The sequence below is a fragment of the Pseudomonas cannabina genome, assembly GCF_900100365.1.
GTDB classification, from domain to species: Bacteria; Pseudomonadota; Gammaproteobacteria; order Pseudomonadales; family Pseudomonadaceae; genus Aquipseudomonas; species Aquipseudomonas cannabina.
The window spans coordinates 1,246,346-1,260,985 of the sequence record NZ_FNKU01000001.1 but is presented as its reverse complement, the minus strand read 5'-3'; the positions used below and the strand labels follow the sequence as shown (position 1 = coordinate 1,260,985).

11 protein-coding genes, 2 tRNA genes, 2 rRNA genes and 2 pseudogenes are annotated in these 14,640 nt (G+C 55.7%); 3 read left to right on the top strand and 14 right to left on the bottom strand.

The annotated features are described in order from the left end of the window. Positions 1-5 precede the first annotated feature (5 nt). Positions 6-962, bottom strand: coding sequence for an AraC family transcriptional regulator (locus BLT55_RS05965; RefSeq protein WP_054998752.1), 957 nt, complete (start codon positions 960-962; stop codon positions 6-8). Positions 963-1,081: 119 nt separating this feature from the next. Here BLT55_RS05965 and BLT55_RS05960 point away from each other — a divergent pair. Further along, a pseudogene (locus tag BLT55_RS05960) lies at positions 1,082-2,004 on the top strand (alpha/beta fold hydrolase). A gap of 116 nt (positions 2,005-2,120) precedes the next feature. On the opposite strand, the gene BLT55_RS05955 reads toward BLT55_RS05960, so the two are convergent. From BLT55_RS05955 to BLT55_RS05930, 7 genes and pseudogenes are all read right to left on the bottom strand, one after another. Then, positions 2,121-3,185 (bottom strand): AI-2E family transporter, encoded by a 1,065-nt coding sequence (locus tag BLT55_RS05955; protein ID WP_007249114.1) that lies wholly within the window; start codon positions 3,183-3,185, stop codon positions 2,121-2,123. A gap of 157 nt (positions 3,186-3,342) precedes the next feature. Beyond that, positions 3,343-4,098: a methyl-accepting chemotaxis protein gene (locus tag BLT55_RS34680; RefSeq protein WP_397389530.1), complete on the bottom strand. Its 756-nt coding sequence runs from the start codon at positions 4,096-4,098 to the stop codon at positions 3,343-3,345. 102 nt (positions 4,099-4,200) lie between these two features. Then, a pseudogene (locus BLT55_RS34675) lies at positions 4,201-4,932 on the bottom strand (cache domain-containing protein); the annotation flags it as partial. A gap of 227 nt (positions 4,933-5,159) precedes the next feature. Continuing rightward, entirely contained in the window at positions 5,160-6,479 is a 1,320-nt protein-coding gene (locus BLT55_RS05945; protein WP_054998750.1) for a sensor histidine kinase, read from the bottom strand. Next, positions 6,476-7,144 carry a response regulator transcription factor gene (locus BLT55_RS05940; protein WP_054998749.1) on the bottom strand — a complete coding sequence of 223 codons (669 nt, stop codon included), beginning with the start codon at positions 7,142-7,144 and terminating at the stop codon, positions 6,476-6,478. The genes BLT55_RS05945 and BLT55_RS05940 overlap by 4 nt, the downstream gene beginning before the upstream one ends. After that, a complete protein-coding gene (locus tag BLT55_RS05935; protein WP_007249109.1) occupies positions 7,144-7,452 on the bottom strand; it encodes a PepSY domain-containing protein in 309 nt (102 codons plus the stop codon). The genes BLT55_RS05940 and BLT55_RS05935 overlap by 1 nt, the downstream gene beginning before the upstream one ends. Beyond that, the gene (locus BLT55_RS05930) at positions 7,452-7,760 is read right to left on the bottom strand and encodes a PepSY domain-containing protein (protein ID WP_054998748.1); all 309 of its coding nucleotides are present in this window, start codon (positions 7,758-7,760) and stop codon (positions 7,452-7,454) included. Before BLT55_RS05930 ends, BLT55_RS05935 begins: the two co-directional genes overlap by 1 nt. Before the next feature lie 218 nt (positions 7,761-7,978). On the opposite strand from BLT55_RS05930, the gene queD reads away from it, so the two are divergent. Further along, a complete protein-coding gene (queD, locus tag BLT55_RS05920; protein WP_054085213.1) occupies positions 7,979-8,335 on the top strand; it encodes a 6-carboxytetrahydropterin synthase QueD in 357 nt (118 codons plus the stop codon). Positions 8,336-8,444: 109 nt separating this feature from the next. Continuing rightward, entirely contained in the window at positions 8,445-9,869 is a 1,425-nt protein-coding gene (locus BLT55_RS05915; RefSeq protein ID WP_055001182.1) for an IS1182-like element ISPsy6 family transposase, read from the top strand. 136 nt (positions 9,870-10,005) lie between these two features. Here BLT55_RS05915 and BLT55_RS33875 read toward each other — a convergent pair whose 3' ends face one another. The 6 genes from BLT55_RS33875 to BLT55_RS05890 form a co-directional block, all read right to left on the bottom strand. Next, a complete protein-coding gene (locus BLT55_RS33875) occupies positions 10,006-10,398 on the bottom strand; it encodes a hypothetical protein (protein ID WP_223862868.1) in 393 nt (130 codons plus the stop codon). Between the two features lie 15 nt (positions 10,399-10,413). Continuing rightward, positions 10,414-10,782 carry a class I SAM-dependent methyltransferase gene (locus BLT55_RS33870; protein WP_223862869.1) on the bottom strand — a complete coding sequence of 123 codons (369 nt, stop codon included), beginning with the start codon at positions 10,780-10,782 and terminating at the stop codon, positions 10,414-10,416. Positions 10,783-10,951: 169 nt separating this feature from the next. Then, positions 10,952-11,067: ribosomal RNA gene (rrf, locus tag BLT55_RS05905) — 5S ribosomal RNA — on the bottom strand. A 162-nt stretch (positions 11,068-11,229) separates the two neighbouring features. Then, positions 11,230-14,121 (bottom strand): 23S ribosomal RNA (locus BLT55_RS05900). Between the two features lie 241 nt (positions 14,122-14,362). Then, positions 14,363-14,438: transfer RNA gene (locus BLT55_RS05895), tRNA-Ala, on the bottom strand. Between the two features lie 44 nt (positions 14,439-14,482). Continuing rightward, positions 14,483-14,559 (bottom strand) — tRNA-Ile (locus tag BLT55_RS05890). Positions 14,560-14,640 lie beyond the last annotated feature (81 nt).

Below are 14,640 nucleotides of genomic sequence, written 5' to 3'. Positions count from 1 at the left end.
TCCGGCTACGCGGCAATGCGGGTCGCAGCTCGGACCGCGCCTGGAGAAACCCCCACAGCGCGTTTGAATGCACGACTGAACGCCGCCAGAGAGGCGTAGCCCAGTTGTCCGGCAATAATCTCCAGAGGCTGGTGCTCATGTCTCAGGCTGTGTAACGCCAGGCGCATCCTCAGCTCTGTCAGGTATCGAAGTGGAGGAATACCTGTTGCGCCGAGAAAACGCTGAGCGAACACCGTGCGGGAATGCCTGGCTTCACTGGCCAGCGTGGCTACCGTCCAGTTTCTACCCGGATGTCTGTGCATCATGACAATAGCCCGGCTCAATCGGGGGTCCTGTAAAGCGCCCAACCAGCCCACGGTATTGCCGCATCCGCTCGCGACCCAACCACGGATAAGCAGCGCGGCAACTACTTCGGCAAGGCGTGCCAGAATCCCGGCGTGTCCGGCCTGCCGCGTCATGGTTTCGCGCTCCATTGCAGCCAGCATCGGTCGTAGCTCGGGGGAGGTTTCCAGTATCGTGCTCACCTGCACCACGTCTGGCATGGCGGCAACGAGTGGCTGCATACCGCCCAGTTGCAGCTCCATGCAACAACTGAAGATGACGGCGTCGGGAAACGCACTGCCCTCGTCAGTACCACTCGTATCACGGAACTCATTCTCGATGGCAACTGCCGGATCAAACGGCGTTACATCGCCTGTGCGCGTCTTCTCGACGGTCAACATTGCATGGGGACCTCCACGCGGGATGAGCACTGCGTCGCCAGTCTCGAGCCTGTGCAGGCCGTCGTCGGGTCTGTGCAGCCAGACCGGCCCGCGCCCGACGAAATGAAACTGTGCGCGCCCCACTGCGTTGCTGAAGCCGACGCCCAAGGGCAGTGACACTTCAATCCGGCGAAATTGAACGCCGCAGAGGCGCATGCCGAGCAGCAATTCGCTGATCAGCTCGCTGGAGCTGGACTGCATGGGATCTGCCTTGATGAGTTCGGACGAATAATCAATTTTACCGGACTTTACGTCATAGACCGTCCTGAGTCATCCACCTACATTGAACTCATCACCCTTGGCGTCTGGAAATCACCTTCATGAAACACGGTCTTTTTGTCCGAACATTACGCAACATCTCGCGGGTCGCGCTGTTGGCTGCGCTTTCGTCGATGGCGATGGCGGCGGACAAGCACTACACGGTAAGCGCACCCGACGGGGTCAAGCTCGCGGTGCAGGAGTCAGGAGATCCAACCGGCCCTACCGTCATTTTCATCCACGGTTTGCTTGGCAGTCGCCTGAATTGGGAAAAGCAGACCATCAGCCCTGAGTCGCAACGCTACCGAATGGTCACTTATGACCTGCGGGGTCATGGCCTTTCCGATAAGCCCGAAAATACCGACGCGTATCGTGACGGACGTCGCTACGCGGACGATCTGGCGGCGATCATCGAGGCTACCGGGAGCAAGCACCCAATACTGGTCGGCTGGTCACTGGGGGGCGCGGTCATGTCCAATTACCTTGCTGCCTATGGTGATTCGCAGATTGGCGGGTCATGTATGTCGACGGTGTGATCGAGCTCAATGCTGCGCTGATCACCGCCCACCCTCAGGTCTATGCGGGGCTGGCCGCCGACGATCTGAAAACGCATCTTGATGCTGTACGTACTTTTCTCGGGCTGTGCTTTCAGGTCCGGCCGGACACAGAAACGTTCGAACGGCTGCTGGCGAACGCCGCCATGGCCTCCTGGACGATGACACGCGCCACGCCATCCATGACGGTTGCCGTAGCTGAGGGACTACCCAAGGCACAGGTGCCGGTTTTGCTGCTGTACGGCGGCAAGGACTCGCTTGTAAACGTACAGCCGAGCATCGCCCGCGCCAGGCAGCTCAATGCGCGCATCCAGTCGACCGTGTATGAACACTCAGGCCATGCACCATTTCTGGAAGAGGCACAGCGCTTCAACCATGATCCGGCGACCTTTGTGGAATCGGCCGTGGCCGCCGGGAAGAATTCTGACTGAAACGTGTTCTTGCAGCCTGACCATTACGGCCAGACGTCATTGAAAGTCCCGCGCCCGCACCAGACGAATAATCGCAGGGCGAGCGCGGTGCCTGATCGTCCGCACTACCTTGCGCGTTAGCCTGGCAGCTTCACCGTTTTCTTGTCACCGCTAAAAAGTCCCCAGCTGGAGATGAACAGGGCGGCCACCAGAGGCCCGATCACAAAGCCATTCAAGCCAAAGACCGACATGCCGCCCAAGGTAGAAATAAGGATCAGATAGTCCGGCATCTTGGTGTCTTTGCCGACCAGGATCGGGCGCAGTACGTTGTCCACCAGTCCGATCACGAATACCCCGAACAAGCCCAGCACCACACCCTGCCAGATCATGCCGCTGAGCAGAAAGTAGACCGCCACTGGCGCCCAGACGATGCCCGCGCCCACTGCCGGCAACAGCGACAGGAAAGCCATGATCACCGCCCAGAGCAGAGCGCTCGGGATATCCAGCGCCCAAAAGATGAAACCACCCAGCGCACCTTGCGTCACGGCAACCACTACGTTGCCTTTGACTGTGGCACGCACGACGCGGGTGAACTTGAGCTGCAGGCGACGCTTCTGCTGTTCGCCCAACGGGAAGGCAGTGCGTATCTTGCGAACCAGCTCTTGACCATCGCGCAGGAAGAAGTACAGCAGGTAGAGCATGATGAAGACGCTTACCACGAAGTCGAAAGTGCCCTGGCCGAAGCTGAATGCCTGAGTCGCCAAATACTGGCTGCCTTGCATCGCGCCTTTGGTGATTTTGTCGCGCAGTCCTTCGAGGTCGCCCATGCCCAGACGGTCGAGCAATGCCTGAATCGAGTGTGGCAACAGGTCCTTGAACTCAGCCAGATAGCCGGCGATATCCAGCTGCCCGGTTTCGACGTTCTTGTACAACATGGTGCCTTCCTGAACCAGCAAGGCGCTGATGACGATCACCGGCAGAATCGCGATGACCAGACAGATCGTCAAGGTACACAGGGAGGTCAGATTGCGTGACCAGTTGAACTTGATCTGCAACCTGCGCTGCACCGGCGCAAAGATGATTCCGAGGATGACCGCCCAGAACACTGCGCCGTAGAACGGCAGGAGAATCCAGATGAAGGCAATGGTCACCAGCACCAATAGCAGAATGAGGGTTTTGTATTGCAACGTGGTTTCGTTCATGTCCTGTCCATGTCGGTAAACCGCGCCTTGCGCGCGGTCTAGTGCTTAGTCAGCACATGGGCGTACGAGTGCCATCGGATGAAGGCAATATGAAGCCAGCGTTTCGACAAGCGCGTCGGCTGGCGTTTTCAGGGTTCATCGACACTGCAAACCCGATTCAAACCCGGAACTGACCGACCAGCCTGTCGAGGCTTGCGCCCAGCTCGGCAAGGCTGCGCGAAGCCTGGGCACTCTGCCGCGTCTCGTCAGCGACGCTTTCAACCGCACCGGCGATCTGGTGAACGCTGCGATTGATTTCTTCAGCCACTGCCGTCTGTTCTTCGGCGGCGCTGGCAATCTGCGCGTTCATGGCATTGATGGTCGCGATCAGCTCACCGATGGTCACCAGCGACTGGCCTGCCTCGTTGGCTTGCGTTGACGTACCATCACCAGCCTCGCTGGATCGGCGCATGGCAGTGACCGCCTCCTGAGTACCTTGTTGCAGGCGGTCGATCATGCCCTGGATTTCCTGGGTGCTCTGTTGGGTGCGGCTGGCCAGGGCCCGAACCTCATCGGCCACCACGGCAAAGCCACGCCCCGCTTCCCCTGCCCTTGCGGCCTCGATGGCGGCATTGAGTGCAAGCAGGTTGGTCTGTTCGGCAATCGAGCGAATGACCCCCAGCACGCTGACAATTGAAGATACATCCTTCTGCAAGACATCCAGCGAAGAACCGCTTTTACGGATGTCATCCGCCAGCGCATGAATCTGCTTGATGCTGCCATCCACTACCCGTTTGGCGGTACGCCCTTGCTCGTCGGTCTGCTGCGCGGCAACCGAAGCACCTTGTGCGCTTTTGGCGACTTCCTGTGCAACAGCCGACATTTCGTTGATCGCGGTGGCCACCTGACCGGTTTCGTGGCGCTGACGATCCATGGCGGTTTCTGAACGTTGCGCCTGTGCCGAAACTTCACCGACCAGACCGTTGAGCTGCCCGGTCATACTGCTGATCTGACGAACCATGCCGTGAATCTTGTCGACAAACCGGTTGAACGAACTCGCCAGATCACCCAGTTCATCGTTGCTGGTAATGGCGAGACGCCTGGTCAGATCACCTTCACCCGCAGCGATGTCGTCCAGGTTGTTTTTCATCAAACCCAGCGGACGCAGCAAGGTGCCGGTCATCACTATCCCGATGGCGCTGATGATGACCAACACCAGAACGGTAATCCCCAGAATGCTGTAGAGCATCTCCTGTAACCGCGCTTCGACGTTCTGCCTGACCACCGCCACTTGAGCGTCGATACCATCAAGGTTGACGGCAGAACCGATGACCAGATCCCACTTGGGCAGGTAATCGGTGTAGCCGATCTTGGGAACAGGTTCGGTCTTGCCCGGCAGGGCCGATGAGTACATTACATAGTGGGTACCCGCCTTGCCGACCGCCACCAACTCGCGGTTGAGATACACCCCGTTGGCGTCACGAGCTTCACTGAAGCTCTTTCCCACGCCATCCGGGCTGGTGCTGCGAAAGATGCGGATGACCTGCGAGTCGTAGCCGAATAAGTAACCGTCCTTGCCGTAACTGACCGCTGAAAGCAGTTTGATGGCGTTGGCGCGCGCGGCTTCATCACCCGGCGCTGCCGCGTCGTAGAGAGGTTTTATAACGGTCATGGCAATTGCCACGTAGTTCTGCAGGGTTGCCTTGGCTTCGGAGAGCAGGCGCTCTCGCGTATCGCTGACCTCTCGCTCGGCCTGCTTGTGCAGCATGAATACCGTCGTGGCGCTGATCACCAGCGCGAACATCAGGACCGGCAAGACCGCCAGCGACAGAACCTTGGCTTTCAGACTGAGACGCATAGGATTGGCCTTATGGTTATTTTTATAAGTCAGAGGTGCCCATCAGGTTATCGGCATCACCAGACCTACATTAAGACCCATCCGGTTTTTTGTACGAAAGCGCCTTTTTCTGGCGTTTTTCACGAGCCCAAGGGAGGTTACGGAGCCGTTCGTTCCGGAAGGTCTATACGCACCCGAAGACCGCCCGCAGGACTTTCCAGTAATTGCAGTTGACCGCCCCAGACTTCAACGATGTCGCGCACGATGCCCAAGCCCAGACCGTGCCCGGTGATCTGCTCGTCAAGACGGGCACCGCGGCTGAAGACTTCAGCGCGTCGAGACTCGGGAATGCCCGGCCCATCGTCGTCGACCAGCAGGGAGTAACCCTGACCCTCTCGCAGGATACTCAAGCGGACCTGGCTGTCGGCCCATTTGCAGGCGTTGTCCAGCAGATTGCCCAGCAGCTCGAGGATGTCTTCCCGGTCCCAAGGCAGGTACATGCCGCTCTCAACATCGTTGACCAGATCGAGATGACCACCATGAATCATCCCTAACGTGGAAAACAGGCCCGGCAACTCGGTATCACAGTCAAAGCACGCACCGGGCAAGGCATCCCCTGAAAGGCGCGCACGATTGAGTTCACGCTCCAGACGCTGACGGATGTTTTCCAGTTGCTCCTGAAGAATTTTACGCAGCGACGGGTTGGCATCCAGTTGACCACTGAGGGCCAGGCTGAGCAGGACGGCAAGCGGAGTCTTCAGCGCGTGCCCTAGATTGCCCAGCGCATTGCGTGAGCGCTTGAGGCTGTCTTCAGTGTGTGCGAGCAGGTGGTTGATCTGGGCAACCAGCGGTTCCAGTTCCAGCGGGACCTGATTATCCAGCTGTGAACGCTGCCCCTGTTGAAGCTGAAAAATCTGTTCGCGAACAGTCTCCAGCGGCCGAAGCGCCCTGCGCACCGTCACGCGTTGCAGCGCGAGCACCAGAATCAGCGCCGCCAGGCCGAGGCCCAGACCGATCTGCTGCATCCGCCGGAAACTGGCCCTGACCGGGGTGTAGTCCTGCGCGACAGTAATTGAGATCTGCTGGCCGAACTTGCGGTATTCCGTTGTCAGCATCAACAACGACTGACCGGTCTTGCCCAGTTCGAGATTGGCGTGCAGCCCCGTGCCTGGCTGAGGCAGCTCGAAATCCCACAAGGAGCGAGATCGCCAGTGCCCCTGCGGCAGGTCGACACGAAAATAGTGGCCAGACAGCGGACGTTGATAAGCACCTGACAGGCGATGGTCATCGAGCTGAAGACCGGATGGACCGCGAACCAGCGCCACCAGCAGATTCTCGCTTTCGTTGCGCAGTCCGGATTCCAGATAGCGTTGCAAACCGACTTCAAACAGCCAGAGACTGGTCTGCGCCATCACCAGACCAACGATCACCATGACCGCAATCAGCCCCAGGCTAAGACGTCGCTGGATGGACTTCAACCTCCGGCTCCACCGTACAGATAGCCCTGACCACGGCGGGTCTCGAGCACCGTGCGGCCCAGCTTGCGCCTCAAGTGATTGACGTGTACCTCGATGACATTCGAATCTCGCTCGTTCTCGCCATCATACAGATGCTCGGACAAATGGCTTTTAGAGAGAATCTGGCCTGGATGAAGCATGAAATAACGCAACAGCCGAAATTCTGCGGAGGTGAGCTGTACATCGACACCATCCCGGCTGACGCACTGGCGGCTTTCATCGAGGTTCAGGCCGGCGGACTCCAGAGTTGGCTGATTGACCATGCCATGCGAACGACGCAACAGGGCCTGAATGCGCAACTGCAGTTCTTCAGGGTGGAACGGTTTGGTCAGGTAATCATCGGCACCCGCCTTCAACCCCTCGATACGCTCAGACCACGAGCCGCGTGCGGTCAGGATCAGCACTGGCGTCGCCAGCCCCTTGCTACGCCACTGTTCGAGCACTTCAAGCCCGGACATGCCGGGCAACCCCAGATCGAGCACGATCAGGTCGTAGGGCTCGCTTGCCCCCTGATGGACAGCATCGCGCCCGTCAGCCAGCCAGTCGACTGCGTAGCCTTGCCGTCCCAGTGCCGCAAGCAGTTCATCCGCAAGAGGCACATGGTCTTCAACCAGTAGCAAGCGCATCAGTCGTCATCCTCATCTTTCAGCAATCGGCTGTCACGCGCGTCGAACTTGAGTTCGCGGACAACGCCTTGTGGCGTCAGCAATTCGAATTCATATACGTACATATTGTTCTTTTCTTCAAGCTCGGCTTCCAGCAAACGAGCCCCTGGGTGAAGCCCAAGCGCCCGCTCGATGAATTGTTCGAGAGGCAGGATTACTCCGCGCTGCCGCAAACTCAGCGCTTCATCCTGATTCAGATCTCTGGCATACACAAAGGAGCAGGCCAGGCTCAAACCGAGGATGGCACAGAGACGCTTGTCGACATTCATTAGTTATCCTGACGATTCCTGTAGACATGGCCCGTGGCGGCATCTATTTCGAGGTCCCACTCAATCCCCTGCGCATCACGCAGCTCGACATTGTAAACGTACCGGCGGTAGATGTTCTTGAGCTGTGTACCAATAATTCTGGCGCCGGGGTGCTCGTTCAACGCTTTGGCATCGAGCTTTTCGCTGGTATGAAGGGTGCCCTCATCACTCAGGCGCAACACTTCCTGAGGATCAATGCCCCGTGCCTGAACGACACAGGTCATCATAATCAGAGGCAAAGCCGGCAGCAGAGTGGTCAGCGTTTTCATCAGCGAATAAATCCATGGCAGTTCGATGCTTTTATGAGGATTACTTTAACCGGAACAACTTAATTCAAGCTGAAGGGTTCTGGCCGAGTGCCATCAAACAGCCTGGCGCGGAAGTGAACATTGGTGAGGGCCTCGCGTGGCGTTTCGGAGCATTGCTGTTAAACTCGCCGCCAGCATTTATCGCGTCAGCGATCGCCATTTTTCGGGGCCAATACACAGTGGAAATCTTCAAAGAGTTTACGTTCGAGTCGGCACACCTTCTGCCCAACGTTCCAGAGGGGCACAAGTGTGGACGTCTGCATGGGCATTCGTTTCGTGTCGGCATTCATCTGGCTGGCAAGGTAGACCCTCACACAGGCTGGATTCGGGACTTCTCCGAGATCAAGGCTATTTTCAAACCGCTGTATGAGCGTCTTGATCACCACTACCTGAACGATATTCCAGGCCTGGAAAACCCAACCAGCGAAAACCTGGCGAAGTGGATCTGGGAGGAACTGAAACCCTTGCTGCCTGAGTTGTCTGCCGTTCGTATCCACGAAACCTGCACCAGCGGCTGTGAATATCGCGGCGACTGATTTATCCCGATATGAAAAACCACCTTGAACAGACTGTGTGAAAACCTAGCAATCTGCGCAGCGCTCAAAGAAAATGCTCCGTATCGAAAGATACAGAGCATTTTTCGTTATGGCCTACATCCAAGGTGAGTCCCGCAGCCAGACCAGCCTATTCCCGGTCTCGCTGGAAGAGTTGATCCCCGAGGATCACCTCGTTCGTGTCATTGACCTGTACGTTGCCAGGCTCGATCTGGTGCAACTGGGCTTCGATAAAGCGATTCCAAAAAGCACGGGGCGCCCTGCTTATGATCCCGCCGATCAGCTAAAACTCTACCTCTACGGCTATTTTCAGCGGATTCGCTCATCGCGACGTCTTGAAGCCGAGTGTCAGCGCAACATCGAAGTGATGTGGCTGATCAACCGGCTCAAGCCCGACTTCAAGACCATCGCCGATTTTCGCAAGAACAATAAACCCGCCTTCATCGCGACCTGCCGTGCTTTCGTTCGGTTTTGTCGCACGGCAGGCTTGATCGCCGGTGAGTTGGTGGCCATCGACGGCAGCAAGTTTCAGGCGGTCGCATCCTCACGGCGTCATGTGAATTTGAAGCAGCTCAAGCGCCAGGAAGAAAAACTGGATAAGCGCATCGCTCAGTATCTGGCCGAGCTGGATGAGGCCGACAAGGCTGAAACCACAGATTCAATTGATCGCAGCGCAATCAAGGTAGCCCTGGCACAGCTTGAGGCTCGACAACAGGATAATCAGAGTTGCCAGGCACTGATGCGTTCGATGGGCATCGAGCAGTTCAACACCCATGAAAGCGATGCCCGAATGATGCGCACGGCCAAAGGGCCACGTGTGGCCTACAACGTGCAAACCGTCGTGGACGCCGAGCATTGCCTGATTTTGCATCATGAGGTCACCCAAGATGGCGATGACCGAAAGCAACTGGAGCCGATGGCCAAGGCCGCCAAAGCAGAGTTACAGCAAGATGATCTGACGGTCACTGCCGATGCCGGCTACTCCAATGGCAAGCAGTTTCAGGCCTGCGAGGATGCTTCGATTACGGCCTATGTACCGCCCAATCGTTCGAAAAACCCTGGCAGTCAGGAAGAGCAGCTCTTTGAGCGAAAAGACTTTATCTATGAGACCGGACACGATCGTTTCCAGTGTCCGGCAGGCAAATGGTTAACGCTAAAACAGCACAACAAAGGTGATCGGATCTATCAGGCTGAGGTCGATGACTGCGCCAACTGCGCGCTGAAAACGCAATGCACTCGAGCCCGGCGCCGTTATGTCTCACGACATGCCCATGAAGAGGCTTTCGAGCGGATGGAGCAAAGAATGCAGGCGCATCCTGAGATGATGGCCAACCGAAGATCCATCGTTGAGCACCCCTTCGGCAACCTCAAGCAATGGCTATTTGGTAATGGCCGTTTCTTGCTGCGACAACTGGAGGGTACAAAAGCTGAAATGGCCTTGGCGGTGAATGCCTATAACCTGAAACGAGCGATTAAAGTGCTCGGTGTGCGCCATCTGATGGCTTTGATGGGCTGAGCGGACATTTTTTTCGTCTGCTGCCAATACAAAAAAAACGCCCCGAACAAGTCGGGGCGTTTGCTTGGGCCTTCATCAGTGTGTTTTCACACAGTCTGTTGAAGGTGGTTTTTTTATATCAGGTATAAGCCTGTCCTCATCCAATCGATATCGGCGTGTGACCGTTGTCGGGCTTGTGAGCCCAGGCACCGAACATGACGTCACCTATATAGATACCGGTAGAATGCGTGCGCTCTTTGTCCAGACGCTGTTGCAGGGTATCAATACCGATTTCGTCTGCCGTCGCCACGCCCAGCGCGATAATGCGTGGCATGCAGGCGCGCACTATATAGCCCAGTGCGTAGGCGTTGTCTGGCGTTTGTACGACACATTCCGCACGCACAGACTGGACGATCAGTCCGGCCCTGTTGAGAATTCCGTGCAGGTTGAACCCTATATGCAGGTCGGCGCCTTCGCGAGCGATCATCTGCCGTATCCAGCCTTGTGCTTTTTTGTGCAGGATAAACGCGTCGATGCTGGCGGGGGCCATCGTCGTGTCGTGCTCCTAGAACACCATGACGCCTCCAGGACGAAGGTGGACGGCCAATGCCTTCACCACCGCTACTGTGTCAGTCTGATACATGAGTACCCTCCGGCCCACGATGGCGTCGAACATACCCACAGATGCCGGAAGGTCGAGCAGATCGCTTTGAATGAACGCTGGAGAAGTTCGCTGACCTGCGCGGCTACGTGCATTAGCCAGCGCAGCGCCGTCGTGATCCACTCCGACGATTTCTCCAGCACTTCCAACCAGGTCGCTTAGCAAAAAAGCGACATCACCGGATCCGCATCCAACGTCCAGTATCCGCATACCACTGCAAATGCCTGCATCCATGAGAAGTTGGGTAGTGAAATCATGTCTGGCATTAGCCATTCGATGGGCTCCAGGAGGGTGTGCCCGGAGTCTGAAGCACGCCAGCCTCCAAACACAATGAGCATACGTGTCGGATAACAGGTCTGTTTCAATCAGGCATGCAGGATTTTCCGAGAGCAGAAAAACAAAAACCCTCAACGCGTAAGCGATGAGGGTTTTTGGAATTTAATCTTGACGATGACCTACTCTCACATGGGGAAACCCCACACTACCATCGGCGATACATCGTTTCACTACTGAGTTCGGGATGGGATCAGGTGGTTCCAAAGTTCTATGGTCGTCAAGAAATTCGGGTACCGAGTCGTGCCTTGCGGCGCGCTTCAGCAAATCGGGTATGTGATAGCAAGCATTGGTGTCGTTCGTGACGCAAACCTTCGGTTCGTGTCATCTCCACAGTCACCGCAATCTGATGCTCCTTGGGGGAGTCGCAAATTGCTTGGGTGTTATATGGTCAAGCCTCACGGGCAATTAGTATTGGTTAGCTCAACGCCTCACAGCGCTTACACACCCAACCTATCAACGTCGTAGTCTTCGACGGCCCTTCAGGGAACTCAAGGTTCCAGTGAGATCTCATCTTGAGGCAAGTTTCCCGCTTAGATGCTTTCAGCGGTTATCTTTTCCGAACATAGCTACCCGGCAATGCCACTGGCGTGACAACCGGAACACCAGAGGTTCGTCCACTCCGGTCCTCTCGTACTAGGAACAGCCCCTCTCAAATCTCAAACGTCCACGGCAGATAGGGACCGAACTGTCTCACGACGTTCTAAACCCAGCTCGCGTACCACTTTAAATGGCGAACAGCCATACCCTTGGGACCGGCTTCAGCCCCAGGATGTGATGAGCCGACATCGAGGTGCCAAACACCGCCGTCGATATGAACTCTTGGGCGGTATCAGCCTGTTATCCCCGGAGTACCTTTTATCCGTTGAGCGATGGCCCTTCCATACAGAACCACCGGATCACTAAGACCTACTTTCGTACCTGCTCGACGTGTCTGTCTCGCAGTCAAGCGCGCTTTTGCCTTTATACTCTACGACCGATTTCCGACCGGTCTGAGCGCACCTTCGTACTCCTCCGTTACTCTTTAGGAGGAGACCGCCCCAGTCAAACTACCCACCATACACTGTCCTCGATCCGGATAACGGACCTGAGTTAGAACCTCAAAGTTGCCAGGGTGGTATTTCAAGGTTGGCTCCACGCAGACTGGCGTCCACGCTTCAAAGCCTCCCACCTATCCTACACAAGCAAATTCAAAGTCCAGTGCAAAGCTATAGTAAAGGTTCACGGGGTCTTTCCGTCTAGCCGCGGATACACTGCATCTTCACAGCGATTTCAATTTCACAGAGTCTCGGGTGGAGACAGCGCCGCCATCGTTACGCCATTCGTGCAGGTCGGAACTTACCCGACAAGGAATTTCGCTACCTTAGGACCGTTATAGTTACGGCCGCCGTTTACCGGGGCTTCGATCAAGAGCTTCGCTTGCGCTAACCCCATCAATTAACCTTCCGGCACCGGGCAGGCGTCACACCCTATACGTCCACTTTCGTGTTTGCAGAGTGCTGTGTTTTTAATAAACAGTCGCAGCGGCCTGGTATCTTCGACCGGCATGAGCTTACGCAGTAAATGCTTCACCCTCACCGGCGCACCTTCTCCCGAAGTTACGGTGCCATTTTGCCTAGTTCCTTCACCCGAGTTCTCTCAAGCGCCTTGGTATTCTCTACCCAACCACCTGTGTCGGTTTGGGGTACGGTTCCTGGTTACCTGAAGCTTAGAAGCTTTTCTTGGAAGCATGGCATCAACCACTTCGTGTTCTAAAGAACACTCGTCATCAGCTCTCGGCCTTAAGATCCCGGATTTACCTAAGATCTCAGCCTACCACCTTAAACTTGGACAACCAACGCCAGGCTGGCCTAGCCTTCTCCGTCCCTCCATCGCAATAACCAGAAGTACAGGAATATTAACCTGTTTTCCATCGACTACGCTTTTCAGCCTCGCCTTAGGGACCGACTAACCCTGCGTCGATTAACGTTGCGCAGGAAACCTTGGTCTTTCGGCGTGGGTGTTTTTCACACCCATTGTCGTTACTCATGTCAGCATTCGCACTTCTGATACCTCCAGCAAGCTTCTCAACTCACCTTCACAGGCTTACAGAACGCTCCTCTACCGCATCACCAAAGGTGATACCCGTAGCTTCGGTGCATGGTTTGAGCCCCGTTACATCTTCCGCGCAGGCCGACTCGACTAGTGAGCTATTACGCTTTCTTTAAAGGGTGGCTGCTTCTAAGCCAACCTCCTAGCTGTCTAAGCCTTCCCACATCGTTTCCCACTTAACCATGACTTTGGGACCTTAGCTGACGGTCTGGGTTGTTTCCCTTTTCACGACGGACGTTAGCACCCGCCGTGTGTCTCCCATGCTCGGCACTTGTAGGTATTCGGAGTTTGCATCGGTTTGGTAAGTCGGGATGACCCCCTAGCCGAAACAGTGCTCTACCCCCTACAGTGATACATGAGGCGCTACCTAAATAGCTTTCGAGGAGAACCAGCTATCTCCGAGCTTGATTAGCCTTTCACTCCGATCCACAGGTCATCCGCTAACTTTTCAACGGTAGTCGGTTCGGTCCTCCAGTTAGTGTTACCCAACCTTCAACCTGCCCATGGATAGATCGCCCGGTTTCGGGTCTATTCCCAGCGACTAGACGCCCTATTAAGACTCGCTTTCGCTACGCCTCCCCTATTCGGTTAAGCTCGCCACTGAAAATAAGTCGCTGACCCATTATACAAAAGGTACGCAGTCACCCAACAACGTGGGCTCCCACTGCTTGTACGCATACGGTTTCAGGATCTATTTCACTCCGCTCTCCGCGGTTCTTTTCGCCTTTCCCTCACGGTACTGGTTCACTATCGGTCAGTCAGTAGTATTTAGCCTTGGAGGATGGTCCCCCCATATTCAGACAAGGTTTCTCGTGCCCCGTCCTACTCGATTTCATTGCAAAGGGATTTTCGCGTACAGGGCTATCACCCACTATGGCCGCACTTTCCAGAGCGTTCCGCTAATCTCAATACAACTTAAGGGCTGCTCCCCGTTCGCTCGCCACTACTAAGGGAATCTCGGTTGATTTCTTTTCCTCAGGGTACTTAGATGTTTCAGTTCCCCTGGTTCGCCTCTTACGCCTATGTATTCAGCGTAAGATAACCATCTTGTGATGGCTGGGTTCCCCCATTCAGACATCTCCGGATCACAGTCTGTTTGCCGACTCCCCGAAGCTTTTCGCAGGCTACCACGTCTTTCATCGCCTCTGACTGCCAAGGCATCCACCGTATGCGCTTCTTCACTTGACCATATAACCCCAAGCAATCTGGTTATACTGTGAAGACGACATTCGCCGAAAGTTTGCATTCACAAACTTTACCTTAGCCCGGACACGCACCAGTGAAAGAGGTGCCCGGTCTATATTTCTTTCTATCACATACCCAAATTTTTAAAGAACGATCTAATCAAAGACTAGAAATCAACATTCACGCACCCTTCAATCATCGGGGTGGAATGCTCATTTCTAAGCTTTCAAACAGAAGCAGTAAGTGGTGGAGCCAAGCGGGATCGAACCGCTGACCTCCTGCGTGCAAGGCAGGCGCTCTCCCAGCTGAGCTATGGCCCCGTATCCGGGTGTCGTACGCGCTCTGACCAACTTCACCAGGTAACTGGTGGGTCTGGGCAGATTCGAACTGCCGACCTCACCCTTATCAGGGGTGCGCTCTAACCAACTGAGCTACAGACCCAAAATCGGGTGTGCAAAGCAAAAGCTGCTTCTCATCGTCTTCTTCAATGAATCAAGCAATTCGTGTGGGTGCTTATGGCGC

Bases quoted from the DNA above. Each gene is read 5' to 3' on its own strand.
- BLT55_RS05965 (WP_054998752.1), bottom strand. From the start codon at position 962: ATGCAGTCCAGCTCCAGCGAGCTGATCAGCGAATTGCTGCTCGGCATG.
- BLT55_RS05955 (WP_007249114.1), bottom strand. From the start codon at position 3,185: ATGAACGAAACCACGTTGCAATACAAAACCCTCATTCTGCTATTGGTG.
- BLT55_RS34680 (WP_397389530.1), bottom strand. From the start codon at position 4,098: ATGGATCGTCAGCGCCACGAAACCGGTCAGGTGGCCACCGCGATCAAC.
- BLT55_RS05940 (WP_054998749.1), bottom strand. From the start codon at position 7,144: ATGCGCTTGCTACTGGTTGAAGACCATGTGCCTCTTGCGGATGAACTG.
- BLT55_RS05935 (WP_007249109.1), bottom strand. From the start codon at position 7,452: ATGAATGTCGACAAGCGTCTCTGTGCCATCCTCGGTTTGAGCCTGGCC.
- BLT55_RS05930 (WP_054998748.1), bottom strand. From the start codon at position 7,760: ATGAAAACGCTGACCACTCTGCTGCCGGCTTTGCCTCTGATTATGATG.
- BLT55_RS05915 (WP_055001182.1), top strand. From the start codon at position 8,445: ATGGCCTACATCCAAGGTGAGTCCCGCAGCCAGACCAGCCTATTCCCG.
- BLT55_RS33875 (WP_223862868.1), bottom strand. From the start codon at position 10,398: ATGGCCCCCGCCAGCATCGACGCGTTTATCCTGCACAAAAAAGCACAA.
- BLT55_RS33870 (WP_223862869.1), bottom strand. From the start codon at position 10,782: ATGGCTAATGCCAGACATGATTTCACTACCCAACTTCTCATGGATGCA.